This window comes from Bacillus sp. WC2507, from assembly GCF_052656125.1.
Window position 1 is genome coordinate 2,232,003 of the sequence record NZ_JBQXPN010000001.1, and the last position, 25,980, is coordinate 2,257,982.

23 protein-coding genes and 1 pseudogene are annotated in these 25,980 nt (G+C 33.4%); 16 read left to right on the plus strand and 8 right to left on the minus strand.

Annotation, left to right across the window (positions count from 1 at the left end; genetic code table 11):
• Positions 1-22: 22 nt before the first annotated feature.
• Positions 23-1,408 (minus strand): tyrosine-type recombinase/integrase, encoded by a 1,386-nt coding sequence (locus ACUN28_RS11805; protein ID WP_445423388.1) that lies wholly within the window; start codon positions 1,406-1,408, stop codon positions 23-25.
• Between the two features lie 16 nt (positions 1,409-1,424).
• Positions 1,425-1,967, minus strand: coding sequence for a helix-turn-helix transcriptional regulator (locus ACUN28_RS11810; protein ID WP_445423389.1), 543 nt, complete (start codon positions 1,965-1,967; stop codon positions 1,425-1,427).
• 450 nt (positions 1,968-2,417) lie between these two features.
• Between ACUN28_RS11810 and ACUN28_RS11815 the strand changes: the two genes are divergently transcribed.
• The 5 genes from ACUN28_RS11815 to ACUN28_RS11835 all read left to right on the plus strand — a co-directional run bounded on the left by ACUN28_RS11815 (position 2,418) and on the right by ACUN28_RS11835 (position 5,929).
• A complete protein-coding gene (locus ACUN28_RS11815; protein ID WP_001062763.1) occupies positions 2,418-2,861 on the plus strand; it encodes a flavodoxin in 444 nt (147 codons plus the stop codon).
• A gap of 16 nt (positions 2,862-2,877) precedes the next feature.
• Positions 2,878-3,777 (plus strand): WD40/YVTN/BNR-like repeat-containing protein, encoded by a 900-nt coding sequence (locus tag ACUN28_RS11820; protein ID WP_016086883.1) that lies wholly within the window; start codon positions 2,878-2,880, stop codon positions 3,775-3,777.
• Between the two features lie 216 nt (positions 3,778-3,993).
• Positions 3,994-4,194, plus strand: a complete 201-nt coding sequence (cspB, locus tag ACUN28_RS11825; protein ID WP_001179148.1) for a cold shock-like protein CspB — start codon at positions 3,994-3,996, stop codon at positions 4,192-4,194.
• A 188-nt stretch (positions 4,195-4,382) separates the two neighbouring features.
• Positions 4,383-5,228 carry an exonuclease gene (locus tag ACUN28_RS11830; RefSeq protein WP_016086884.1) on the plus strand — a complete coding sequence of 282 codons (846 nt, stop codon included), beginning with the start codon at positions 4,383-4,385 and terminating at the stop codon, positions 5,226-5,228.
• 353 nt (positions 5,229-5,581) lie between these two features.
• Positions 5,582-5,929 carry a hypothetical protein gene (locus ACUN28_RS11835; protein ID WP_016086886.1) on the plus strand — a complete coding sequence of 116 codons (348 nt, stop codon included), beginning with the start codon at positions 5,582-5,584 and terminating at the stop codon, positions 5,927-5,929.
• Positions 5,930-6,128: 199 nt separating this feature from the next.
• On the opposite strand, the gene ACUN28_RS11840 is transcribed toward ACUN28_RS11835, so the two are convergent.
• Both ACUN28_RS11840 and ACUN28_RS11845 read right to left on the minus strand, forming a co-directional pair.
• Complete coding sequence (locus tag ACUN28_RS11840; RefSeq protein WP_000345048.1) at positions 6,129-7,220, minus strand: DUF3900 domain-containing protein; 1,092 nt, start codon at positions 7,218-7,220, stop codon at positions 6,129-6,131.
• A gap of 117 nt (positions 7,221-7,337) precedes the next feature.
• Positions 7,338-7,679 (minus strand): hypothetical protein, encoded by a 342-nt coding sequence (locus ACUN28_RS11845; protein WP_116329409.1) that lies wholly within the window; start codon positions 7,677-7,679, stop codon positions 7,338-7,340.
• Positions 7,680-8,043: 364 nt separating this feature from the next.
• On the opposite strand from ACUN28_RS11845, the gene ACUN28_RS11850 reads away from it, so the two are divergent.
• Together ACUN28_RS11850 and ACUN28_RS11855 are read left to right on the plus strand one after the other, a co-directional pair.
• Positions 8,044-8,955, plus strand: coding sequence for a VanW family protein (locus tag ACUN28_RS11850; protein WP_016086888.1), 912 nt, complete (start codon positions 8,044-8,046; stop codon positions 8,953-8,955).
• Between the two features lie 189 nt (positions 8,956-9,144).
• Positions 9,145-10,053: a VOC family protein gene (locus tag ACUN28_RS11855; protein ID WP_016086889.1), complete on the plus strand. Its 909-nt coding sequence runs from the start codon at positions 9,145-9,147 to the stop codon at positions 10,051-10,053.
• Positions 10,054-10,074: 21 nt separating this feature from the next.
• On the opposite strand, the gene ACUN28_RS11860 is transcribed toward ACUN28_RS11855, so the two are convergent.
• Both ACUN28_RS11860 and ACUN28_RS11865 read right to left on the minus strand, forming a co-directional pair.
• Complete coding sequence (locus tag ACUN28_RS11860; RefSeq protein ID WP_016086890.1) at positions 10,075-10,992, minus strand: hypothetical protein; 918 nt, start codon at positions 10,990-10,992, stop codon at positions 10,075-10,077.
• Positions 10,989-11,507: a GNAT family N-acetyltransferase gene (locus tag ACUN28_RS11865; protein ID WP_016086891.1), complete on the minus strand. Its 519-nt coding sequence runs from the start codon at positions 11,505-11,507 to the stop codon at positions 10,989-10,991. The genes ACUN28_RS11860 and ACUN28_RS11865 overlap by 4 nt, the downstream gene beginning before the upstream one ends.
• A gap of 290 nt (positions 11,508-11,797) precedes the next feature.
• Between ACUN28_RS11865 and ACUN28_RS11870 the strand changes: the two genes are divergently transcribed.
• From ACUN28_RS11870 to ACUN28_RS11880, 3 genes and pseudogenes are all read left to right on the plus strand, one after another.
• Positions 11,798-12,475 carry an MgtC/SapB family protein gene (locus tag ACUN28_RS11870; RefSeq protein ID WP_016086892.1) on the plus strand — a complete coding sequence of 226 codons (678 nt, stop codon included), beginning with the start codon at positions 11,798-11,800 and terminating at the stop codon, positions 12,473-12,475.
• 204 nt (positions 12,476-12,679) lie between these two features.
• Positions 12,680-15,595 carry a collagenase ColA gene (gene colA / locus ACUN28_RS11875; RefSeq protein WP_016086893.1) on the plus strand — a complete coding sequence of 972 codons (2,916 nt, stop codon included), beginning with the start codon at positions 12,680-12,682 and terminating at the stop codon, positions 15,593-15,595.
• A gap of 15 nt (positions 15,596-15,610) precedes the next feature.
• Positions 15,611-15,802, plus strand: a pseudogene (locus ACUN28_RS11880) (beta-channel forming cytolysin); the annotation flags it as partial.
• Positions 15,803-16,054: 252 nt separating this feature from the next.
• Here ACUN28_RS11880 and ACUN28_RS11885 read toward each other — a convergent pair.
• Positions 16,055-17,308, minus strand: a complete 1,254-nt coding sequence (locus ACUN28_RS11885) for a sensor histidine kinase (protein WP_016086894.1) — start codon at positions 17,306-17,308, stop codon at positions 16,055-16,057.
• 636 nt (positions 17,309-17,944) lie between these two features.
• Between ACUN28_RS11885 and ACUN28_RS11890 the strand changes: the two genes are divergently transcribed.
• From ACUN28_RS11890 to hlyIIR, 4 genes are all read left to right on the plus strand, one after another.
• Positions 17,945-18,385: a hypothetical protein gene (locus ACUN28_RS11890; RefSeq protein WP_016086895.1), complete on the plus strand. Its 441-nt coding sequence runs from the start codon at positions 17,945-17,947 to the stop codon at positions 18,383-18,385.
• A 558-nt stretch (positions 18,386-18,943) separates the two neighbouring features.
• Positions 18,944-20,179, plus strand: a complete 1,236-nt coding sequence (locus ACUN28_RS11895; RefSeq protein ID WP_016086896.1) for an N-acetylmuramoyl-L-alanine amidase — start codon at positions 18,944-18,946, stop codon at positions 20,177-20,179.
• A 301-nt stretch (positions 20,180-20,480) separates the two neighbouring features.
• On the plus strand, positions 20,481-21,719 hold the full coding sequence (gene hlyII / locus ACUN28_RS11900) for a hemolysin II HlyII (protein ID WP_016086897.1): 1,239 nt from the start codon (positions 20,481-20,483) through the stop codon (positions 21,717-21,719).
• A gap of 464 nt (positions 21,720-22,183) precedes the next feature.
• Positions 22,184-22,789, plus strand: a complete 606-nt coding sequence (gene hlyIIR / locus ACUN28_RS11905) for a hemolysin II regulator HlyIIR (protein ID WP_016086898.1) — start codon at positions 22,184-22,186, stop codon at positions 22,787-22,789.
• A gap of 467 nt (positions 22,790-23,256) precedes the next feature.
• Here hlyIIR and ACUN28_RS11910 read toward each other — a convergent pair whose 3' ends face one another.
• Positions 23,257-23,763: a GNAT family N-acetyltransferase gene (locus ACUN28_RS11910; RefSeq protein ID WP_016086899.1), complete on the minus strand. Its 507-nt coding sequence runs from the start codon at positions 23,761-23,763 to the stop codon at positions 23,257-23,259.
• 255 nt (positions 23,764-24,018) lie between these two features.
• On the opposite strand from ACUN28_RS11910, the gene ACUN28_RS11915 reads away from it, so the two are divergent.
• Both ACUN28_RS11915 and ACUN28_RS11920 read left to right on the plus strand, forming a co-directional pair.
• Positions 24,019-24,417 (plus strand): DUF2871 family protein, encoded by a 399-nt coding sequence (locus ACUN28_RS11915; RefSeq protein ID WP_000737904.1) that lies wholly within the window; start codon positions 24,019-24,021, stop codon positions 24,415-24,417.
• 171 nt (positions 24,418-24,588) lie between these two features.
• Positions 24,589-25,980: an FAD-binding oxidoreductase gene (locus ACUN28_RS11920; protein ID WP_016086900.1), complete on the plus strand. Its 1,392-nt coding sequence runs from the start codon at positions 24,589-24,591 to the stop codon at positions 25,978-25,980.

The following is a 25,980-nucleotide window of genomic DNA, read 5'->3' on the forward strand; positions in this document are numbered from 1 at the left end:
CACCCTTAGGCTTATTTATAGATTAACTATTCAATTCATTAATAAAACCCATCAAATCATGTTGTTTTTCAGACATTTGAGCGATCTTATTTCGGGGTTCAACCGAAGGTTGTTTACCCCTCTTACGAGGTTTTAGCTTATTTAAATACTCCTCCTGATCCTTTTTCATTTTTTCTAGCAATCTATCATGCTGCTCTATCACATAATCTTTCTCATCAACATGATGTTCATAGACTTTTATTGTGTCTGCTTTGTCGCTCCAATTCATATAAATTCGTAATCGTTCTATTGCATTGTCCTGTTCTACTTTGTCCTTGTATTTTCCGCGAATCATCCGAATGCTACGGGTCACGAACCAATGACGTGTTTTATGAATGTTGATTTTTATTTCTGCTTTTTCCATGATGTTTACCCAATTTTTTAAAAAGGCATCATAAGTGTAGGGATTTCCATACTGATTAAGAAATATTGGGATGTCATCAGCTACGTCATTCATGTTTAAACCACTTTTATCAACTTTCTTTCTAGCACCATGGATATAACGATCAAGTAGTTTTAACGTGTCATTATCTACTTTCAAAAACTTTGTTCTTTTTCCATGGCTTCCCTTATTAAAGGTAGCAAACTCACCTTTATCGTACCTAGCACGATAATCTCCAAATGTAAGTTTGATAACTTCTGTTGCTCTTGCCCCAGTTTGAAATAGTATTGTTGTAATAATCTCATCTCTAAGCTTCCATTTACTGTCCTTCCCAGCCTTATAAATCATAAAGGGGAGGTAAGGATCATCAATAATCTGAGGTTTCCACTCGCCATTTATGACCTTAAAAAAGGAGTCGGTTAATCTTCGAGCTCCTTTAGGTAAAGGTTCTTCTGTACCTGCCTCTTTAGGCATTCTAGGTTTTCCTTCTCTAACACCCTCTATTTGCGTTTCATACTCGTCTAAAATAGCGTGTGCATCAATAAGTGGATTAGGGTAAAGGTACATTTTCATGTGTATCATGATTTTGTAGAAAGATTTTAAAGCACTTAACATCCTACTGACAGTATTAGGACTTTTATTTGTTAACTTTACATTGTAATACGTTTTGCTATCGTTTGTTGTAACCTTACAATGGGCTTTATGCATCAAAAAATCCTCTATGGCTATCCGTACAATATGAGGTTCATCATCCCAATTTACAGTTCTTCCTTGATAATTACTGTCAGTATGTAACCAGGTAAAAAAAGTATAGAGTGTTTTTAGATAGGATTCTGCGCTGCTATCCGATATTCTACCTAGCGCCTCTTTGTAAAAGACTGTAAGAGGCAAAAAAGGTCTATTATGTTTATCCAGCACAATCAATTTGAACTTCTTGCTTTTTACTCCTTCAGGGCATTTAACATGGTAATAGTAACTGCTTTTCATCTTAGTTCAACCACCTTTAATCTTGTTCCAGCCAATTGAACAATGAGATTTTTCCTGTCCGTTGTCCGTCTAAAATCCTTTCCTCATAGTCTCGTTGTGTTAAATCCACTAAACTCTTATTCTTTTCAATTGTAATTGGATCTGGTTTCCATTTCTTTGATTGAGCTGCTTTGAAAAACTTGAAGTAATCATCAATGGGTCTGCTTTGCTGACGCATAATAAGACAAATCTCAAGTGCACGTTCCAATGGTAAGGAGGTAAGATCTTTATGTAATTCTTCCGAAGGGGATTCTAGATTGGCTATTTGAAATGCCCATTTGATTAACTCAGACTTGTTGTAATTGATAGACATAGGCGTTGGTGTACTTTTACTCGGGTTAACTTTTTTTGGAGAGCCCTTTAGGGCTGCAACATCGCTTGCTGGTATTCTCCAACCTTCTTTACGGCTGTTTTGGATTGCACCTGGAAACATTCCATCTTTTATCTTTCTTTTTATAGTTTCCTCATTCTTGTAGCCCAAAAGTGATGTTACCTCTTTAACCGTAAAATACTTCTCCATATGAATCCTCCTTAAAAATGAGTGAACTCATTATCTTGTTAAACAGATTATATGTTTCATTTTATTTTACCTAATAAAGGAAGGTCAATAATTATTATCTGTATTTTCTAATTAATTCAAAGTGATAATAAAAGTGATGAAAAAAATTCAAATGTAGCGATAAAAGTTTCGATAAGTCTATAAAATGTAGTGATAAAATGAAGGGAAAACCATAAAAAATAGGCGTATCAAGGAAAGTGTTGATACGCCTTAAAACTACACTGTTAAACAACATGCGTCGTCGTGCAGTAATAATGATATTTATTTAATTAGCTTAGATTCAGTATTACATATTAGTCATCTGTGCTTTTTTGTATGGAATAAATAAAAATGAAAAATACAATTGAAATTGATTCTCATTATTAATATAATGAGAATGAGAATCATTTATTGTAAGAGGGGGATGCCGAAGTGGCGAAAATTTTAATAGCTTATGCAAGTATGTCAGGAAATACAGAGAGTATTGCTGATTTAATTAAAGTTAGTTTAGATGCCTTTGATCATGAAGTAGTATTGCAAGAAATGGAAGGCATGGATGCTGAAGAATTATTAGCCTATGATGGAATCATTTTAGGATCTTATACGTGGGGCGATGGTGAACTACCATTCGAAGCGGAAGATTTCCATGAGGACCTAGAAAATATAGATTTATCAGGAAAAAAAGTAGCAGTATTCGGATCAGGTGATACGGCGTATGAATTATTTTGTGAAGCGGTAACGATATTTGAAGAAAGGCTTGTAGAACGCGGTGCAGAGCTTGTACAAGAAGGATTGAAAATCGAACTAGCTCCAGAAGATGAAGAGGATGTTGAAAAATGCAGTAATTTTGCAATTGCATTTGCTGAGAAGTTCTAAGAATGGGAGTGTCAACGTGGAGACAATGTTAAGTGCGACCGCTATTACAAAGTTAAGAGATGGAAAGCTTATGTTAGCTACTACATATAATGGATTATTTATTGAACAAGATGGAGAATGGAAACAAATTTTAAATGGTTTTCAAAAACGAATCAGGGATTTACATAGCGAAGATAATGTAGTGTATGGTGTAGGTGACGAAGGGATTTTTATTCGTAGTATGAATGGTGGAGAGAACTGGACGGTTCAGCGTTTTCCAACAAAAGCAACGAGTTGGAATGTATGTAGTAATGTACAAGGAACTGTCATTGCTCATGGAGATAAAACGTTGTATCATTCTAATGATTTTGGTTCGACATGGGAAACCATTCATCCATTTCTTGAGTATGGTGGCGGGGCACCATCTATTCGATCGTTATTTTTATATAAACATTACTTATTTATCGGTACGAAAATACATGCTAAATATGGTGGTGTTTGGCTCTTTAATTTGGAGACACGTAAATTAAAGAGGATTAAAATCGTGATGAATCAGATGATTTCAGCGTTGACTTTACACAATTCTTATTTAGTAGCAGCCAGTGGATCGTGCAAGGGGATTAGTGGGAATATTTCTTTTTGTAAAATAGATGAAAGTATTGAGAGTGAAAAAACATATTGGCACACATGTGAAAGCGAGCAGAAAGCAAGTAGTTATTTAGACTTAAGTGTAGATCAACATGTGCTATATACAACGTCAACGCAAAATAAGGCGGGGATTAGTACTGTTTGTCGTGTACTTCTAGAAGAAGGAATTGTTACAGTATGTGACTCAGTTAAAGGGCATGGCTGGCGTATCGTTAACCAAAAAGAAGGCTATGTTGTAGCTGGATCAGGTGAATTAAAAGCGATGCAGTGGAAGAAAAAAGTTGTTTAGCAAAAAAAACTTTGCTTTTATTATATTGATATGATATATTATATTTAAACCATTTTACTTTTAATAATATAGAGATTTAAATGAGCTGTAACTTCCGAGGAGGATAGCAATGTTAAATCTCCTTAGGGGTTGCAGTTTTTTTATGTCTGAAGTATTATTGTAAAGTGGTTGAAAATGAATATGTACATATAGGTACATTGTAGGAGGATTTTTTACATGCAAAACGGTAAAGTAAAATGGTTTAACTCAGAAAAAGGTTTCGGTTTCATCGAAGTTGAAGGCGGAGAAGACGTATTCGTTCATTTCTCAGCTATCCAAGGCGACGGCTTCAAAACTTTAGAAGAAGGTCAAGAAGTTACTTTCGAAGTAGAACAAGGTAACCGTGGACCTCAAGCTACAAACGTTAACAAGAAGTAATTACGGAAAAAAGAAGGGCTTGCCCTTCTTTTTTTTTGCATTTTTATTGAATAACCTTCTATGTACATATCATAATGAGATTGAATTTTCGTTTTTAGACGAAGTATTACATGCATAAAGTGCATGAATAAATAAATACTGAAAATAAAGTATGTGTGTGAAAAGGAATGTAGAAAGAGGTAAATAAATTGGAAAACGTTACACATTTTATTGTGTTTGATATAGAGAGAAATTTCAGGCCGTATAAATCAGACGATCCGTCAGAGATAGTTGATATCGGGGCTGTAAAAATAGAAGCAAGTACAATGAAAGTAATCGGAGAATTTTCGGAGTTAGTAAAACCAGGTGCACGTCTTACTCGTCATACGACAAAATTAACGGGAATTACAAAGAAAGATTTAATTGGTGTGGAGAAATTCCCGCAAATTATAGAGAAATTTATTCAGTTTATCGGAGAAGACTCTCTATTTGTTTCGTGGGGAAGAGAAGATTATCGTTTTCTATCGCATGATTGTACGTTACACGGTGTAGAATGCCCATGTATGGAAAAAGAGAGAAAATTTGATTTACAGAAATTTGTTTTCCAAGCGTATGAAGAACTGTTTGAGAATACACCAAGTTTACAATTTGCAGTAGAACAGCTCGGCTTAACATGGGAAGGGAAGCAACACCGAGCTTTAGCAGATGCTGAAAATACAGCCAAGATACTTCTTAAAGTATATAGCGAGAGAGATATTCATAAACGGTACAAAAGACACGGTGAGCTTGAACTTGTAGAGAACGGAAAACTAACAGAAAAAGCGAAAAAAAAGATGCGAAAATGGGTATTTAAAGAAATGAGAAAAAATACAGAGCGTCCTTTCGTTTGGAGTACATTTGAAAGTAGTGACACTTGGGAAAATATAACGGAAAGATACTATATAAGTGAATCTACAATAGAACTATTGAAAAAGCATTTTCGTACGGCGGTGAGAAAGGCGGAAAGGCAGATTAGGTATTTGGCTGAGATGGAGGAGAATGTAGAGGTTAAATGACATTCTCCTCTACTTCTATCTACATAAATTTTACGTCATCATATTAAATAGGAATTAATTTGTTGGGATTGGGCCATTATAATTGCTTTGAAAATTAAGATGTGGTAAGAATTTTAAAATATATTAATAAGAGCCCATAGTAATGAAAGAGGGTAGAGTTAAATGGAAGCAATCTTTAACATTTTAACCGTCTTAGTTTTTTTGATAATATTTACTACACTATTAGCACTAATTACATTTCCTTTTATAGTAAAAAAAGAATTGGAAAACGCTTAATATATCTTTAAATCGTGGTGTATGAAAGATTAAAATCTAAGAGTAAGGTAAGAGTTTTATACAAGGGAGGTGTGATAGTGATAGACTTAGATATCAAAGATGTCACCGTACAGATGGAATTAAACGGAGTCTTTTGGAATGAGGATGGGATCGCTGAAATGACAGTGACTACAAAAGAAGAGCATTCTCTTCTTCTTCGTCTAGTAGTTGACTTAGAGAGTAAAACTATTAGGGCGACGAGTGCCGAAATAGTGAATGGATTCTGCCCTCTGTGCAAACAGAAAAGGGACGAATGTAGTGAACTGAATGACTTACAAAACAAAATGGATATTTTAGAAGAAGCTTACGATTGGGTGAGAGAGCATCCAGAATATCGTTTTCTATTATCTTTTTACGAGTATAATAAATTTGAGGTAGTGAAGTGAAATTTTCATTTTACCAATATACATAGTGACTACTCTAATGGAAATACAATTGTACAACAAGAAACGAATCTACTGGATCCTGTGACAAATGTCATCTTGGATTAAAAATAAACATATTTTTTTATATAACTGTCAACTATATTCCAAATAAAAGAGCGCTTATTAACAGCGCTCAGTAAAAATAATTACATGGAAGGATTTATTCAACTCCGTTCGGATCATAAGAATACTGCTGCTTATTCTCAATCCGCTCAATCACATCTTGCAATTCATCTGGCTTCAGAAATTCAATTGGAGAGAAGCCTTTCTCAAACGTAAGTGTATCAGCTTCAATCATTAATACGTATCGGTCATTTACCTTTGCGATATGTATTTGATCCCCGAAATCAGCAAGCAGGGCCTTTACAGAGATATGGTCTGCTTTTAGCTTTAATTCCACTTCAGGAGCGTGCTCGACGATTTGAGCGGTAGCTTCCATTACTTCTTCAGTTGAAAATTGTTCCATAATTTCGCGTTTCGGACTGGCAGCCCATACTTCCATTGCTTGGTCGAATTGTTCGCGTTCTTCCGTACCTTCTTCAAATACATCTTCAATTTGGTCGTATACCATGTCCATTACTTGTGTTTTCATAATTTCAGGCATAGAGCGTTCGTACTCGACGAATTTTAAGAAGTCTTCAAAGTAGCGGGCGTGTGATGCTTGATGGATTTTTAGCTCGCCGACTTCGACCATACCTTCTTCAGGCATGTACGGATATTGGATAGATTTCATGTTTTTTGTTGTGATAGCCATTTCAACGTTACGAATCAGTGTGGATTCATCGGAAATAGAAGCGACTTTCGGCTCGAAGTCACATTTCATAACGAAGACGAATGGATCATCAAAGTATTTGCGTAGTTTTGCTTGTGCAATTAAAAATACACCACCGCGTACAGCACTTGTGTCAAGATATGTATAAACGAGAGGTTCGCTCATATCTTTGAAGTTTTCTTTTGTTTCCGCAAAGCGAATGCGATTAAATAGGTTGTAATGAGGGTTTGAATCAAGTTCGTGCCCTTCTTCTACAATGAAGCGACCGATTTTTGTCGGAGCTTGTTCTGTTTTCGCATGACGTTCTACTTTTCGCTTTGAAATTTTTAATAATTCTCCATTCAAAAATTCTTTTAAGGAGCTATCTTCATACTCTTCAGCGTCTAATGTTTGAAAATGTTTGTAGCGCTTATCAACAGCTTCACCTTTTCCTTCTACTTGTACAACATAAAAGGAAAGATAATTTATTTCAAAATCCATATTTATCACCTTGTTTCATTTCATTAACTCTTATCAGTATAGAGATGGAAAAAACTTTCGTCAATTTATATAAGGAAGGGGAAGCCCCCTTCCTTCATATATTTTTTATTTTCGAAATTAAAATCCGTCTTCTAATGCTGAAAATGGAATGTTTAGTCTGTTTTCTATTGTGCGTAAACGTTGGTTTAAGCGGTTTAATCTACGTGTATGACGCTCAACCGTGTTTTCTAATTGACGTACTCTTTGCTCAAGCTCATTTACTCGTCTTTCTAATTGACGGTTTCCAGTACCAGGAAAAGAGATTGGAAGTTGGAATTGTCGATTTTGATCATATGGATTAACTTGTTCTACTGGATCCATATATTGTTGATATTGTGCTTGTAAATCATATTGAGGCTGATAAGCATTTTGGTTATATGGATCGTATGGATTGTAGGGGTACATAAAAACATCCTCCATTTCTTTAAATTAGGTTAATTCACCATAATGTATGTGCAAAAGCGGAGCGGCGGCACGGCAAATACCTATTTATGTTCAAGGGATGTTTCTTTATAAATAAGAATATGGAGTTTTTACATTTGTATTTCTTTTGTTTTATGGTATATACTGGATAAAAGAATGGGGTTACACAAAGGTTACAATTTTATCAAACTCAAACTTTTATGTAAATATGTATAGACATTTACAAAAGAAAAGAGTAATTTATATAGAGTAAAAAATAACTTGTAACATTTTATAAATATATTGTAAAATGATTGTAACAAAACATACATAAAAATGAAATAATACATAAAAGTAATACTGGGGAAAAGGGGAGAGTATATTGTTCCGTAAAGTAAAGGGTATATTAGTTGGGGTGTTATGTGTAGCTGTAGTGAGTGGTTGTGGTACAAAAGTAAGTGATGTTGCATTAGTAAGTGATATTGGTGGCCACACGGTAGAAGCTAAAGCAGAAGTACAAGATTCTATTAGTTTAGTGGATGGTCGTACAGGTACTGAAGTGAAAAAACTAGATTTATCGAGTTTAGGTTATTTTGAAGACGAAGCAAAATTTAAAAAATCGGTAACGAAGGTTGCTAGCGAGGTTGGGAAAAGTGTTGACAAAAAGATGGTTCCTTCACGTGTAGCACCTGATGGAAGTTGGCAAGAAGGAAAACCTTCTTATGAATTAATGGAAAAAGAATTAGTAGATAAATTATTAAACGTTGGTATGTGGGATTCTTCATATCAGTTACCTATTGCTGAGAAAAAGCCTACCGCAACATTAAGTGATGCGCAAGGAAGTGGTACGGTAATTGGTAGATATGAAACGAATTTAGGTGGCTCAACAGGTGGACGTATTGAGAATATTCGTTTGTCAGCAGCGAGCATAAATGGAGTTGTATTAGCAAAAGGAGACCGTTTCTCTTTCAATGCATTAATTGGTGATACAACTCCAGATAAAGGATATCAACTAGGAAAAGAAATTGTAGATGGTAAATTAGTAGATGGATATGGCGGTGGTGTTTGTCAAACATCATCAACATTATACAATGCAGCAGATCAAGCTGGTTTGAAAATGGTAGAGAGAACGACACATTCTAAAACGGTAGGTTATGTTCCACAAGGAAGAGATGCTACAATTGCATATCCATACTTAGACTTAGTGTTTGAAAACACGAATGATGCACCTGTGAAACTTTATATGGGCATTCAGGGCGGAAAGTTAGTTGCTGAAGTACATAAAATGAGATAAGAATAATAGTAGACTGTTTCGTAAAGTCACCTTTTCTGAAAGTTAGAAGAGGGGGCTTTTTTATTATGCAAATAAAAAAGATTATAAATTCTGACTTTTCTTATTTACATAGGGTGATTTTAGTTGTATCCTTCATAGTAACGGTTATATGTATTGGAAATATATAAGGATAAGGAGATGGAGTTATTCATGGTACAAATTCATCCGAAAACTCGTATTGGTCATGTTGAATTTAAAGTGGTAGATTTAGAGCGCCAAATTGCTTTTTATGAGAATGTAGTAGGCTTAGACGTAATTAAACAAGAGGGGAATAAAGCATATTTATCAGGAAAAGGTGGAAAGAACACGTTACTTGTTCTTGAAAAGTTAGAGGACGGGGTGCTGCAAGAGCCGCGTACGACTGGTATATATCATGTAGCCTTTTTAGTTCCGACTCGTGAGGCCTTTGCTTCGGCATTATTTGGGGTGGTTCGTAATAAGAATGTAATTGATAGCCCAGCTGAACAAGAAGGGCGTTATACATATTCAAATGAAATTTTACCAATTTCAAGGTTTAATAGTGCAAGTGATCATACGTATAGCGAAGCGTTTTATTTACAAGATTTAGAGGGAAATGGTATAGAAATTTATGCAGACCGTCCGCGTGATCAATGGGGAGAAGGACCAGGAGGAAGTACGCCACTTGATTTAAAAGAGCTAGCAACACTCGTTGATTATGAGTTTGATGGCTTACCAGCTGAAACGGTCGTTGGACACGTACATTTACGCATAGCGGATGTAGAGAAGTCTCATGAGTTTTATGTAGAAACAGTAGGATTTGAAGTGCAACAGCGTGAAGATGATTGCTTATTTATTTCTGCAGGAGGATATCATCATCATATAGGTGCAAATACGTGGAATGGTATACATAATCCGCACCCACCAGCACATGCAACTGGACTTAAAGTATATACAATTGTATTACCGCATAAAGAAGCGTTAGATGAAGTGAAAGAAAGGTTAATGGAAAAACAACATAAAGTAAACGAAAGTACAAATGGATTTACAGTAGTAGATCCTAGTGGTATTACTGTAAAGTTTGAAATAGAAACAGCATAAAAGAAGCCGGGAAGTGTATAATCACTTTCCGGCTTCTTTTTGATACGTAATCCAAGTAGCACAAGGATTAAAAAGAAAGGATTTTAATATTTCCATTGCGTATATACTTGTTGAATCAAATTCACCTTGAATGAAAGAGTAGCCGTGTTTATTTGCATACATAGCTTGTTTGAAAACGAGCAGTTTCAGTAAGGGTAAATCTTCTATAGTGTGAGTCCCACACCATCCTAGTTCTACCGTATTATCCTTTTCTGATGTATGGAGGAAAGAGTATGCCATAATTTGATGTTCTTCATCTATAATGAGAAAGCTCCCATCTAGTAGTACATCATCAGCCAAAAGCATCTCTTGCCAAGTTTCGAGAGAGAATGAGGCAACCGGATTTGCTAAGTGAGTATACTCGTAATTCGTTTTTACTAAGTGAGCTAGTTTTTCAAAGAAGCTATTATTGGATACGATATTTGATAACGTTTGTACATGATAATTTGAAGGAAGCATTGTATCGATAGGTATGATTTTTTGTACGTCTAATATCGGCAAAAATGTTCTTCGAATTTCCATAAAATTATCTTCTTCATAATAGGCTTTTAAATGAGCTGATGTTTCCCATACAGAGGTTTGCAATGGTAGTTTGAAGTTTTCTCGTTTTTGAATTTCGTTTAATAAAAATTGTTCAATGTGTAGCCCTGAATAGAAAGGATTCGTATATATTCGAAAGTATGTGCAGTATGGATGGAAGTTATTGCTCCAGGCGAAAAAGATGCCTACTACATCTTTTTTATAGTAGGCAATATATGCACATTTTGTTTTATTACCTCTTAATAAGTTAAATAGATAAGAATCTTCATTGTATAAATCAATAAGTTGTTTTACTTGTAGCTCATTACTTCTACTATATTTCTCTAGAACAAGATTGTTTTCATTGGATGGCTTCTTCATAGCTCAATCCAAAACCGTCTTACTACATTTCCATCTCCCTCAGTGAAATCATCATCACGAAGCCCGCCGTTATGTAAAATTGTTTTTTCTGAAGCTGTATTCACTTCATCGCAAACGACAAGTGCTTTCGTAATGTTTAATTCCTTCGCTTTTTCCAGTGATAACTCTAATAACTTCGTAGCATAACCTTTTCTTCTTTCGGAAGGGCGAATGCCATAACCGATATGACCGCCAGCGTTAAATAAATGTTCGGTTAAACTATGGCGTATATTAACAGCACCTACAATTTTATTTTCATCTGTAACGAGCCAATACGTAGAGTCTGGTACCCAAGATTTAGGAAGGTTTACTCCGTTATGTGCATCGAGTAATTCTTGAATCATAGTGGGGAAGTTAGAAGGGTCTTTTGAAATAACCCAGGGAATCATCGTTTCACCACTATTTTTCCATTCGTTATAAAAATCTAAGTATTCGTCTTGTAAATCGGTAGTAGGTGTAAGTAAAGAGACGTTCATTGTTGGTAAGCTCCTTTATTTATGTAGTATGTATAAAAAATTACGACACTAAATGAAAGCGTTTTCTAAACTTTCTCAACCTCATTTCATGTAATCGACCTTTGTTTTTTAAGAAAATTAGTGGAAGTTTAAAATTAGAAGCTATTCATTTTATGTTAATATTAAAAATATTAACATAAAACAGTCGGAATATTAAGATTATTTTGATGGAATTCCTTCATATTGATAAAAGGATGTGTGTGATAATTTTTGTTTTATCTATCTATAATGAATGAAAGGGGGAAGGGCTCGTGAGTGTAAATTTTGATTTGATTATACGAATCGGTGTTGCCGGTTTGTTAGGAGCAATAATCGGTATTGAAAGGGAAATTCGATCAAAAGAAGCTGGATTAAAGACTCATTTCCTCGTAGCGGTAGGGAGTGCTTTAATAATGGTCGTTTCAAAATATGCCTTTTCAGATATTATGAATGAAGAACATATGGCTCTTGATCCGAGCCGTATTGCAGCACAAGTTGTTAGTGGAGTAGGTTTTTTAGGTGCAGGTACAATTATTATTCAAAAACAGGCGGTAAAAGGTTTAACGACAGCGGCTGGTTTATGGGCTACAGCAGGAATTGGATTAGCAATTGGTGCTGGTATGTATGTGGTAGGAATTGGAGCGACGATTCTCGTTTTAATTGGTTTAGAGATTGTAAGTCGTATTTTTAAGGTGCAATTTTTATTTCCGCAAAATATAACGGTACAAATGTGTATAAATAAGCATGAAGCGGTACAACAAATATTAGAAACGCTACAAGTGAAAGGTATTCCAATACTTTCATATGAAGTGGAAGCTTTACAGCAAGGTACAGAAACTATTTATAAGGTAGGGATGCAACTGAAAAATATATCGTCAAAAGAAAAGAATGAGTTTATTCAGCATATGCAAACATTACCGGAAGTTACATTCATACAGTTAAAATCATAGTGTTGAAAACGAGGATAGATGTAGCAGGAATTTCGCTATTATCTATCTTTTTTTGATATAAAACGCACGTAAAGTCAAGTGTTAATTTTTACGCGGCATGGATACATGTGTGAACGTTACCTTATTTTTTCTCAATACAGAATAAATAATCAGAATAGTAAAATAATGGAGCGGGACACTAAAAAATGTAAGGTAGGGGAGAGTATGAAAGGCTATTCAAAAAAAATGTTAGTAGGGGTAAGTTTTGCTAGTTTAATGTTAGGTAGCTTGCAAGGAAACATATCGGCGGAAGATACTAAGGGAGGGCAAGTTTCTTATCGAAATGTGCTCAAAATGGAACCGGTTGGTGTACAACTTCCAGTGCAAGAGTTAGCTCATTCATCGAAAGTGCTAGAAAATAAATCTTTTGAGAAAAGGATACAATTTGCTGATTTATCGCAAAGACCACCTGAAGTAAAAAAGGAAAGTAAGCAATTAGCGGTAGCGAAAACTTATACAATTGCTGAATTAAATCAATTAAGCAATCAGCAGTTAGTAGATTTACTTGTAACAATCGATTGGGAGCAAATTACGGGATTATTTCAGTTTAATAAAGACAGCCTTGCATTCTATCAAAATGAAAGTAGGATGCAGGCGATTATTGATCGATTGAAGCAGCAAGGACAAGCTTATACAAAGGATGATTCAAAAGGGATTGAAACATTAGTAGAGGTATTGCGCTCTGGGTTTTATTTAGGGTTTTACCATACAGAATTAAGCAGATTAAATGAACGAAGCTATCATGACAAGTGTTTACCTGCATTGAAAACGATTGCTAACAACCCAAATTTCAAACTTGGTACATTAGAACAAAATAAAGTTGTATCATCATATGGAAAATTAATAGGAAACGCTTCTAGTGATGGGGAAACGATTTCATCGACTGCGAACATTTTCAAACAATATAATGATAATCTTTCTATATTTATAGATAATCGTTCAGCAGGTAATGCGGTGTACGATATTATGCAAGGGGTAGATTATGATATTCAATCGTATTTATATGACACGGGAAAAGCACCGAAAGATACACTATGGTATCAAAAAATAGATCGTTATATTAACGAATTAAGTAGATTCGCGTTAATAGGAACGGTTACAGAGAAAAACGGATGGCTTATTAATAATGGTATTTATTATACAGGTAGACTCGGTACATTCCATAGTACAGGGACGAAAGGGTTACAAGTTTTAACAGATGCGATGAAAACCTATTCGTATTTAGGTGAGCAATATTTCGTAGCAGCTGAGCAAATTACAACGAATTATGGCGGGAAAGATGCAAATGGGAACGTTGTCAATTTAGATCAAATAAGAGAAGAGGGTAAGAAAAAATATTTGCCGAAAACGTATACGTTTGATGATGGGGCAATTGTGTTAAAAGCTGGAGACAAAGTGACAGAAGAAAAAGTAAAACGTCTATATTGGGCGGCAAAAGAAGTGAAGGCACAATTCCATCGTACGGTTGAAAGTGATCAACCTTTAGAAAAGGGAAATCCTGATGATGTATTAACGATGGTTATTTATAATAGTCCAGCTGAATATCAATTTAACCGTCAATTGTACGGGTATGAAACGAATAACGGCGGTCTTTATATAGAAGGAACAGGTACGTTCTTTACTTATGAACGTACGCCAGAAGAAAGTATTTATAGTTTAGAAGAATTGTTCCGACACGAGTTTACACATTACTTACAAGGTAGATATGAAGTGCCAGGACTTTGGGGGCAAGGTAAGATTTATGAGAATGAGAGATTATCTTGGTTTGAAGAAGGGAATGCTGAGTTTTTTGCAGGTGCAACGAGAACAGATAATGTTGTACCGAGAAAGAGTATTATAGGCGGATTATCTTCAAATCCAGCGGAACGTTATACGGCAGAGCGAACGTTAAATGCAAAGTATGGAACGTGGGATTTCTATAATTATTCCTTTGCATTACAATCATATATGTACAATAAGAGATATGATATGTTTGACAAAATTCATGATCTTATTAGAAAAAATGATGTAACAGCATATGATGCATACCGCTCTGCTTTAAGTAAAGATGCGAATTTAAATAAAGAGTATCAAGATTATATGCAAATGTTAGTCGATAACCGTGAGAAATATAATGTTCCATTAGTATCAGATGATTATTTAGCAACTCACGCATCAAAACCAGTTTCAGATATTGCGGCAGAAATTACAGCAGAAGCAAAATTAAGTAATGTATCAGTTAAGAAAAATAAATCACAGTTCTTTAATACATTTACACTACAAGGAACGTATACAGGTACTGCTGCAAAAGGGGAATATGAAGACTGGAAAACAATTACACAAAATGTGAATGATACGTTAAAACGTTTAAGTGCAAAAGAATGGACAGGTTATAAAACTGTAACAGCTTACTTTGTAAATTACCGTGTGAATACATCAGGACAATTTGAGTATGATGTTGTGTTCCATGGGATTAATACAGAAGAAGGTGCTGTCAATAAAGCACCGGTCGCAGTTATAAATGGTCCATATAGTGGAAATATAAATGAAGCAATTTCATTTAAAAGCGATGGATCAAAAGATGAAGATGGGAAAATTTTTGCTTATAAATGGGAGTTCGGTGATGGTACTATAAGCAATGAACAAAATCCGACTCACGTGTATACAAAAGAAGGAACATATACGGCAAAATTAACAGTAACAGATGATAAAGGATTAACTAATACTGTTACAACGACTGTAACGGTTCAAAAGAAAGAAGATAACAGTGTAGAAAAAGAACCAAACAATTCATTCCAAACAGCAAATAAACTGCAATTAAATCAAGTTTTACGTGCTAGTTTAGGAAATGGTGATACGAGTGATTTCTTTGAAATAAATGTGGAAACTGCGAAAAATCTACAAATTAATGTGACGAAGGAAAATAATATCGGAGTAAACTGGGTTCTTTATTCGGAAGCAGATTTAAATAATTATGTTACGTATGCCCAGCAAGAGGGGAATAAGTTAGTAGGAAGTTATTACACGTATCCAGGAAAATATTATTTACATGTGTATCAGTATGGCGGGGGAACAGGGAATTATACGGTAGAAGTAAAATAGAAAAAGAGAAATTGTCTTTCAATGAATGGAAATCAATTTAAGCCTATATCACGTAATGCAGGTTACAATATCAGTTATGAAGTTAAAAATTGGTATCTTTATGAATAGTAAAAAGTTAATATTTCAAATGAAAAAATAACTGTAGGTAATGTATCTAATGATATTAAGAAATTAAGTATCAAGAGACCTTATCTTGAAGTTAAGTAGATATAATCAGTAAATGAGATACAATCTATGAATTATTATTTCATAGAGATGTGAGCAAAGTAATAAAATTTATGTGTGTTTGATTTAATTAAAGGACCAGAGTGTATCCATAAAAACAGATAAACTTTGGTCCGTATTACTTTTAATTTATTCACGAAATCAAGAGGATTAATAAGTCAAGTAGCAGCATTTTTGAAATTTATTTAATAAGTTAAGTAGTAAAAATTTTATCATGTAAATAATTCCGTCATATTAGCAGGGGATACTAATGGAAAATCGTGTACCTTGACCTAATTTACTCTCTATCTCTATATCACCATTTAATTCTTTAATAATACTATAAGCAATCATAGTACCAAGTCCAGTCCCTTTTTCTGTTGTTGAATAGAATGGCAAAGCAATCCGCTTTATTTGTTGAGAGGACATTCCAATCCCTGAATCAATAATATCGATTATAATATTATCTTTGATTTTCTGTATATTTATTTGTAATACTCCACCATTTATCATGGCCTCAATTCCATTTTGTATGATGTTGTTTAGACAGAGTCTGAATTTTTCGGGGTCTCCATTTATATAAAAGGAATCTGTACTATTTTGTTTTATTTCAACTTTGTATGATAGAGCAAGTGGTGAATTAGTGTCTTTCACTTGATTTAAAATATGATTAATGTCTATTTTCTCTTTTAGGGTGTTCTGTGGTTTTGTTAAAGATAAATAGTTATTAATCGTAGATTGTATTTGCTGCATTTCAATTAACATGATTTCTAAGTACTGATCCTGAGGTAGCTTAGAGGCATGTTTTTCATTTAACAATTGAGTGAATCCATGTACTGTGGTTAGTGGATTGTGGATTTCGTGTGCAATGGACGCCGCTAGTTCGCTAGCTATATAAAATTTTTCAGCCCGTTGCAGCTTTTCTTTCATTTTATATTTCTCAATCATTCCCTCTATTAAATACACTGATAATAATACTGTGAATATATTAATGATTATATAATTTAATAAAAATTCTATGAGAGTAGAGTCTATTTTATTACCTGTATGTATTTGAGTTACAATACCGCAGATAGAAAGTGAAGTTGTACATACTAAAATAAGAAGCAAGCTTAATAATATCTTTTTTTCTTTAACATACATAGGTAATAAGTAACGAAAGAGCATTGTTATAACAGAAATAATAGTAAAGATAATAAATGATGGAAGAACGCCATTTCCGCCTAAGTAAAATCGATAAGAAAGATATAAAATTCCTATAAAAACAATGTTTTTTGTATTTCCATATAGAAAAACGAATATGATAGGAATAAAACGTAAATCATAAATAAATCCAGCATGTAAATGAAAAGGAAAAGTCATGCAAAAAATAATAGCAATGGAGGAAAAGATAGCAATCAATATATTATTACATGTTATTTTTTCTTTAAATTCTAGCCAAAATACGTGGTAGCTAAGGATACAAATTATTATTATAAAGGTATTTAATAAAAGAGTAGATATTCCCATAGTTTTGCATCTCCGATAGTTTGTATATTGGATTATGTACGAGTTAAACTTAGATGTTTAGTATCAGTAGACTTTCTATCTAAAAAAGGAAGGGCACTTGAAAAAGTACTATTATATTACTCGTATTAGAATTGATAAGGAAGTTAGAAAAAATAATAGATAAAAAATCTACTTAGATATTTATGCATATGAAACTAGAAATTGACTTTTATATAGGTAAAATTGGGATTGAGTTACTAATAAAATAATGGGTTTTTAAGTGTGAATATTCTGTGAAAATAATATATCTTGTGAATCTTATTTTGTAGCCTTTGTTATATTAACATGGAATATATCAAATTATAAAGTGGAAATTTCAAAATTTTTCATTAGTATATTTTATCTAAAATGGAAACGATATTTATTTGAGTGCTTTGGTACTTAATTGTATGAATTCTTGTTAAAAAAGACTTTGAAATTTACATGTTCTTTTTTATGAATCATAACACTGTAGCTTTATCAATGTGAGTTCTTCAATAACCATTAAGGTATAAAGTTAAAATATATAGGTTTAAAGATATGAATTATTACATAAAAACGTATTTGAAAAAGAATGTATGATGGTAATAGATTACAAACATCAAGGGGGAACTTAAAATGAAGTTAAATAAATTAGTGCTTAGTTGTGGAGTAATTTCAGCATTAACACTTGGAGTGTTAGGGAATAATACTTATGCTGAAGAAGTACACAAAACGAATGATACAATTCATGTAGTTGAACATGTTTCTGCAGACTTATTATTAACTCAAACAATGGATTATAGTGGCGAGGCTGTAACTTCTTTTGTATATGATGGGAGTACTGATTTAAGCTTCTTTATGAAAAATAATGGTCAAAATACAATGGGATATAGTGTGAAAGGCCCAAATACAGAGCTAATTGTTGGTGGTTATATAAAACCTGGAGAACAACAAATTAATGTTACAAATGTACGGAATGCTTTGTCTCCATTACCGATCGGAACATATAAAATTTACGTTTCAAATGATGATGGTTCTAAGGGGCAATTCCAAGTTTCAGTAAAATCTATGAATTAAATTTAAAACGCTTTGTTTTTATGTTGATTGAATCTTTACTTATTGGAAAGAAACTAAATTGAATTGAGAATTACCGATAAAAATAAAAACGAGCATCTTATCTAATTGTGAGAGGATGCTCGTTTTTTGCTATTAAACAAAAAACAATTACTTCCAACCACTTATCAATACATTTTGATATTTCCATCGCTAATCTACTAGTTTGTGTCAACGAGAGAATGTCTACTATAAAAGATAATTATTTACATTGTTTAATAATTACTTAATATATTATTAAGTTGGTTACCTTACAAAAATGTAAGGTTATTTCAATTGACACTCATATATATAAGTAACTATACTAGTTACACAATGTTGGTGAATATATTTAATAGTTTCAATCTATAAGTGTATGTCTGAAGATTCTTTTCGGAATAATAGTTCGATTTAAATTTATTCATTTGTAATATAGTGTTAGTGCCAACGTAATCTATTCTTTATTCTAAGGGGTATTATTTAAAGATTAACTATAAATGATATATTTACTAACTTGTAATAAATTTTTAGAGGTGCTAAATTTTGAAGAACAAATTAATTGCTACAGGAATTCTTGCTGGAAGTCTACTATCTTATTCTTCTAGTATTTTTGCAGATACTCACAAATTCCCAGATGTTCCTGCATGGGCTGACAAATCAGTTACTTATTTAGTTGATAAGCAAGTATTGAGTGGTTATCCAGATGGAACTTTTGGTTCAAATGACACATTAGATAGAGCTTCTGCAGCAACCATTATGACAAAGGCTCTTGGTATACACATTGATTTTAATGCAAAACCATCCTTTAAAGATTCACAAAACCACTGGGGAACTCCTTATATTGCCGCAGCTGAAAAGGCAGGAATAATTAAAGGTGAAGGAAATGGAATATTTAATCCTTCTGGAAAAGTTACTCGTGCTGCTATGGCTACTATGCTAGTGAATGCATATAAACTACAAAATAAAAGCACTAACAATGGACAAAGTAAATTTGAAGATTTAAAGGGACATTGGGGTGAAAAGTTCGCAAATACCTTAATTGATTTAAAAATTTCAGTTGGTACAGATAATGGTTGGCAACCAAATAGATTCATAACACGTGCTGAAGCTGCACAACTAACCGCAAAAACAGATATGCTTCAATATAGTCAAAGTAATCCTTTAGAAAATAAAGCAATAATTATTGATCCCGGACATGGCGGCGAAGACCCTGGAAAAAACACAAAGGGATTACCTGAAAGTAAAATTGTACTAGACACTTCTTTACGTCTACAACAATTGCTTGAAAAACATACTCCATTTACAGTTTTACTAACTCGTGAATTTGATACTAGACCTGGACATGATCAAAAAAGCTCTTTACAGGAACGTGTTAAGTTTGCTAAGCAAAATCAGGGTGATATCTTTATAAGTATTCATGCAAATGCTTTTAACGGTAATGCAAAAGGGACAGAAACATACTACTATAAATCTTCTAAATCTGAAAAAACAAATTCTCATGTGGAAGAAAGTCGTGTTTTAGCTGAAAAAATTCAAACACGATTAGTAGACGCACTTCAAACACGTGATAGAGGTGTTAAACATGGAGATCTTCATGTTATAAGAGAAAATGACATGCCAGCTGTGTTAACGGAACTTGCTTTTATAGATAATGGTATCGATTACAGTAAGTTATCTACAGAAAACGGAAGGCAGATTGCAGCAGAAGCCATTTATGAGGGAATTTTAGATTATTATGAATGGAAAGGGAATAATGTATCTGAATATAGGTTGCAATAAGTAAATGAAAATATAGTAATTCTCGAAATAAAGAATTCTATAATTTTTTTGCACATTTTTAAACAAGAATTTTAAATATGTATTTAAAATTCTTGTTTAAATCGTTATTATGTGTTTTAATAATATTGATAATAGTTATCAGTAAAAAAGAGATGGAAATTAGCAAAACAAGTGTTGATAGTTATTGTCATAAAGATTAATAAATTTCTACATTGTAACGTTATGAACCTATCTCTAGTATTGAGAGCTAAAAATAATACGTTTATATCTTATAAATGTTTAAAAAGGAGTGGTTGTCTGTATGAAAAAAGCAAATGGAATAGCTAAAAGTGTTGCGGTAGCGTCCGTTATTATGTCTGGATCACTTGGTTTACAAGCAACATCTGCATTTGCAGATTCTAAAGGAACTGTAGAAAATCTTCAAAATGGTGGAAAAGTCTATAATAGTTTTAAAACTACTTATGACATGAAGCAGAATATCAAAAATTCAATAAAGGTTTCTTTTATTGAGGATCCTTACGCAGACAAAAAGATTGCAATTGTTACCACTGATGGTAGTAATATAGATGCTAAATATACAATTAATGGCGGATACTATAACGCAGGTTTAAAATGGCCATCGGCGTATCATACGGAAGCAGAAATAACAAGTGGTGATAGCGCTCAATTTCATAAAGCTGCCCCAGTTAATACAATGACTTCAGCAAAGGTTACTTCCGAGGTTGGGTATACACTTGGTGGAAGTGTTAAAGTTGGAGTAAATGATAAAGGACCCAATGCCGATGCGAGTATTACGGGTAGCTTTGCTTGGAAAGAAAGTGTATCTTACGATCAAGTAGACTATAAAACGGTATTAGAGACTCACACAGATAAAAAATTAAATTGGAAAGTAGGATTCCAATCATTTAATTACCCGGAGTGGGGAATTTATAATCGTGATTCATTTAATACTTTCTACGGTAATCAACTATTTATGAAATCACGTAGTTATAATGAAGGAATGAATAATTTTGTTTCAAAAGATACAGTACCAGCTTTAACAGGGTATGGTTTTTCTCCTAATGTAGTAGCGGTTATTACTGCTGATAAAACAGAATCTACATCAAATTTAAAAATAACAAATCGTAGAATTTCAGATCAGTACAATATTGAATGGGTAAGTTCAAAATGGTGGGGAACAAATAATAAAGATACATATAATGAGTTCTTTACAAACAACTATAAATTAGACTGGAAAAACCATCAAGTTACTCTTGATAACCAAAAAGCCCTTGAAGAACAAATGAGTAGTATCAACAATGTGAATAATCAACTTAACAAAGGAAAAGGGAAATTATCTTTTTCAATGAATGGAAGCCAACTCAAAGCGACATCTAGCAATGCTGGTTATGGTATCAGTTACGAAGATAAAAATTGGGGTATCTTTGTAAATGGTGAAAAGGTCTACACGTTTAATGAAAAAACAACTGTAGGCAATATCTCAAATGACATTAACAAATTAAACATCAAAGGACCTTATATTGAGATTAAACAAATCTAATGAGTAAATGAAGTACAATTGATGGATAATTATTTCATCAAAATATGAGTATAAAGATTTATTTTAAATCTGCATAATGTAATGAAAGGACCAAAGTTTATCTGTAAAAACAGATAAACTTTGGTCCTTATTATTTTTTGTTCATTCTTATACTCAATTAGAAAGGAGCGTGAAGTATTTGAAAGTTGTTCATGCTACACAGCGGGATGTCGTTTTAAGTATGGTGTTTATTTTTATTTCATTTTTAAATGAATTCTTTGTATGATGACCTAGGATAGGAGAGTTTCGGGAGATGTTTCTTTTTGAGGCTTACGTTGTGTGGTGAATAGTTTAAAGTAATCAAGACTTCATCGGTTGTTAAGTTAATACTTTAAATATATAATTAAATTTCATTAAAAAGATACTCTATTCAAAGTCCTTATTGGATTTTTGAAGTGAAATATATATTATTTGAGGTGTGTGAAATGGGGAAATCTCGAGAGCAGACGATGGAAAATATTTTGAAAGCTGCTAAGAAAAAATTTGGAGAGCGTGGTTATGAAGGTACGAGCATACAAGAAATTGCAAAAGAAGCGAAAGTGAATGTTGCTATGGCTTCTTACTATTTTAATGGGAAAGAAAACCTATATTATGAGGTGTTTAAGAAATATGGCCTTGCTAATGAGTTACCTAATTTTCTTGAGAAGAATCAATTTAATCCTATTAATGCTCTAAGAGAATATTTAACAGTCTTTACTACACATATAAAAGAAAATCCTGAAATTGGCACATTAGCATATGAGGAGATTATTAAGGAAAGTGCAAGATTAGAAAAGATTAAACCGTATTTTATAGGTAGTTTTGAACAGTTAAAAGAAATATTGCAGGAGGGGGAAAAACAAGGAGTATTTCATTTTTTCTCTATAAATCATACGATACATTGGATCACTTCTATTGTTTTATTTCCAAAGTTTAAAAAGTTCATTGATTCTTTAGGACCAAATGAAACGAATGATACAAATTATGAATGGATGCCAGAAGACTTGGTGAGCAGGATTATTTCTGCTTTAACAGATAAGCCTAACATGTAAATTATTCATTGTTTATGAATTTTAATTTTCCTATTAAAAAGCTTAATTTCTCAATGTATTGTAGAGGAATTAGGCTTTTTTGGACACTTCATTCTTAAATTGTTTTATGATTTATTGTTTATTACATTTGAAATGACTTTTAATGTGTATAAGCACGTGATAAGTAAATTAAATAAACAAAGGCCCTGTAAAAAATACAGGGCCGGATACAGGGTTAAGGGAACGCATAGTTTCTTAGTAATATAGTAGCATAAACTTTTCATGTGACTACATAAGAGTTTTGACAAATTTAAGAACAAGATAGAGAGTTTTTAAGAATAAATACAGTACTGAAAATCAGGATTGTGATTTAAATATTTGCGTGGTTATATGGTTAAAAAACAGATGAGTATTTTAATCATAATAACTTTTAGGAATGTATATTGAAGAAATATTTTTTGATTAGGTTAAAAGAGAACTCTGTCAATTTAATATACGTTATATCCAAATAACTTTAGATCTTCTCCAGATTCTGAAATAATCTTCTCAAATCGTAATCCTACTTTTTCTAAAAGCTTTCCTGAATTGATGTTATCGATAGTAGTAATTGCTACTATTCGTTTCAGTCCGAGCTGTTGTACACCGTATTCGATTACCGCAGAAGCTGACTCGTAGCCATACCCCTTTGAACGAAATTTCTCTAAAAAGGCAAAACCAATATCAACATCTTCTAATGAATCTCTTTTAATAAGGCCGCACATACCAAGTGGTGTGAGATCCTCTTTTTGTTCAACTAAATAAAGACCAAAGCCCACTTTATTATACATATCTACGGGTCCGTTTAAGATGTATTTTTGGGCATCTTCTAAATTTCTAATGCCTTTATCACCGATAAATTGAATCCATGCAGGATCATTTACTAGTTCAAGAATAAATGGAGCATCTTTAATTTCGAACCAGCGAAGAACGAGGCGTTCAGTTTCAAGAACTATCAATCTATTGCACCACCTTTAAAAGTTATAACAATTAGTATGGATTGTGTAATGCAAAAGTGCAACATATTTTAATGAGGCTTTGTTTGTTCACATAAAGTTCGTTTGTTTTGTATAAAAGGATATTTTATAATTAGATTTGATTGTAAAGAGTGAGATGCTTATACAATGACTCCTAGGTGACTAGGAGTTTTTACTATATAACTATCATTATTACTAAATATGACACACTACACATTCTACTCAAGGAGGTACATAATGAAGAAATTATATAATGCATCGTTTACGTATTTGATTATCGGTTTATTATCAGGAATTTTCGCTAGGGAGTATGGAAAGTATAAGGGGATTGTAGGATCTACTTTGTTAAATCTTTTGCATACACATACACTTGTACTTGGCTTTTTCTTCTTCTTAATTGCTTTAGGATTAGCAAAAGTATTCGCGTTTCATGAAGCGAAAAGTTTTAATAAGTGGTTTGTTGTACATAATATCGCATTAATTTTAATGTTAGGTTCATTGGCAGCAAGAGGGCTTCTTCAGTTAAATGGAGCGGACTTTAAAGGGTTAACTTATATTGTTGGTTTTTCTCATTCGTTGATGGCAGTTACTTTAATTTGGTTTATGTTGTTAATAAAGAAGTCGTTTAAAATATAGTTTTATAGAAAAGAACTTGCAATATTTATTGCGAGTTCTTTTTGTTTATTCGACAGTAGGAAACGAATTTTATATGTATAAAACTTGAATTATTTAATTTTTCGGATTATTATGTATAAAATAGTTAACATATTTTGTAATTCGAATGTATAGAAAGAAGGAGAGTGTACAATGGGCATAACGGTAGAGCGTTTAATAAATGAATTAAAGGGAGTACTTCCCGAAGATCGAGTAGTTGTAAATACGACAGTAAGAGAGTTACATAGTAAAGATGAATCTTATCATACTAGTAGTTTACCTGATGTAGTTGTTTTTCCGAAAACGACTGAAGAGGTTAGTAGAATAATGAAAGTGGCGGGTGAGCATAAAAAACCTGTCGTTCCTTTTGGGGTAGGCTCTAGTTTAGAAGGACACGTTATTCCATATGAAAAAGGAATTACAATGGATTTTTCTCTTATGAATAAAATACTCGAAATAAGAGAGAAAGATTTTCTTGTGAGAGTACAGCCGGGAGTGACTCGCTCTCAGCTTAATAAAGAATTGAAAAAGTATGGATTGTTTTTTAGTGTAGATCCAGGTGCAGATGCAACGTTAGGTGGAATGGCTGCTACAAATGCAAGCGGAACGACAGCGGTGAAGTATGGGGTAATGCGTGATCAAGTTCGTGATTTAGAAGTTGTTCTTGCTGATGGAGAAGTAATACATACCGGGAATTTAGCGGCGAAGTCATCATCGGGTTATCATTTAAATGGTATTTTCGTAGGTTCAGAAGGGACGCTTGGATGTTTTACGGAATTAACTGTAAAAGTATACGGTATACCAGAACATGTTATGGCCGCGAGAGCGTCGTTCCCGGCTATAAATGATGCAGTAGAAGCTGTTATTAACATACTACAAGCCGGTATTCCGATTGCGAGAATTGAACTCGTTGATGAACTATCTATGAAACAAGTCAATCATTATAGTGAAACAAGTTACAGAGAGGAACCTACATTATTTTTAGAGTTTCACGGTAATGAAGCAGGGCTAAAGCAAGATATTGAATTTACGAAGGAAATTGTTTTTGATCATAAATGCAAAGAAATTGCTTTTGAAACGGAAACTGCGGCGAGAAATAAATTGTGGGATGCACGGCATAATCTAGCATACTCTTACGTTCATAGTTATCCTGGCAAAAAACTTATGAGTACAGACGTATGTGTACCAATTTCAGAATTGGCTGGGGCAATTCAACATGCGAAAGAGACATTAGATAAGGTTGGCCTTGTTGGCGGTATTCTTGGCCATGTAGGAGATGGGAATTTCCACGTGCTCTTAATGGTTGATCCAAACGATAAAGAAGAAGTGGAAAAGGCAGACGAAATAAATGAAAGTATCGTTTTATATGCTCTTAAACGAGGGGGAACGTGTACGGGAGAACATGGCGTTGGAATCGGAAAACGGAAGTATCAAGAAGAAGAACATGGGGCGGCATTACTCGTAATGGAAAAAATAAAAAAAGCTCTCGATCCGCAAAACATTTTGAATCCGAATAAAGTTTTTCAGTTGAAGGATAGGGGATGA

Excerpts from the sequence above, each read along its gene's own strand:
- ACUN28_RS11805 (WP_445423388.1), bottom strand. The coding sequence starts at position 1,408 with ATGAAAAGCAGTTACTATTACCATGTTAAATGCCCTGAAGGAGTAAAA.
- ACUN28_RS11810 (WP_445423389.1), bottom strand. The coding sequence starts at position 1,967 with ATGGAGAAGTATTTTACGGTTAAAGAGGTAACATCACTTTTGGGCTAC.
- cspB (WP_001179148.1), top strand. The coding sequence starts at position 3,994 with ATGCAAAACGGTAAAGTAAAATGGTTTAACTCAGAAAAAGGTTTCGGT.
- ACUN28_RS11840 (WP_000345048.1), bottom strand. The coding sequence starts at position 7,220 with ATGGATTTTGAAATAAATTATCTTTCCTTTTATGTTGTACAAGTAGAA.
- ACUN28_RS11845 (WP_116329409.1), bottom strand. The coding sequence starts at position 7,679 with ATGGAGGATGTTTTTATGTACCCCTACAATCCATACGATCCATATAAC.
- ACUN28_RS11855 (WP_016086889.1), top strand. The coding sequence starts at position 9,145 with ATGGTACAAATTCATCCGAAAACTCGTATTGGTCATGTTGAATTTAAA.
- ACUN28_RS11860 (WP_016086890.1), bottom strand. The coding sequence starts at position 10,992 with ATGAAGAAGCCATCCAATGAAAACAATCTTGTTCTAGAGAAATATAGT.
- ACUN28_RS11865 (WP_016086891.1), bottom strand. The coding sequence starts at position 11,507 with ATGAACGTCTCTTTACTTACACCTACTACCGATTTACAAGACGAATAC.
- colA (WP_016086893.1), top strand. The coding sequence starts at position 12,680 with ATGAAAGGCTATTCAAAAAAAATGTTAGTAGGGGTAAGTTTTGCTAGT.
- ACUN28_RS11885 (WP_016086894.1), bottom strand. The coding sequence starts at position 17,308 with ATGGGAATATCTACTCTTTTATTAAATACCTTTATAATAATAATTTGT.
- ACUN28_RS11890 (WP_016086895.1), top strand. The coding sequence starts at position 17,945 with ATGAAGTTAAATAAATTAGTGCTTAGTTGTGGAGTAATTTCAGCATTA.
- hlyII (WP_016086897.1), top strand. The coding sequence starts at position 20,481 with ATGAAAAAAGCAAATGGAATAGCTAAAAGTGTTGCGGTAGCGTCCGTT.
- hlyIIR (WP_016086898.1), top strand. The coding sequence starts at position 22,184 with ATGGGGAAATCTCGAGAGCAGACGATGGAAAATATTTTGAAAGCTGCT.
- ACUN28_RS11915 (WP_000737904.1), top strand. The coding sequence starts at position 24,019 with ATGAAGAAATTATATAATGCATCGTTTACGTATTTGATTATCGGTTTA.
- ACUN28_RS11920 (WP_016086900.1), top strand. The coding sequence starts at position 24,589 with ATGGGCATAACGGTAGAGCGTTTAATAAATGAATTAAAGGGAGTACTT.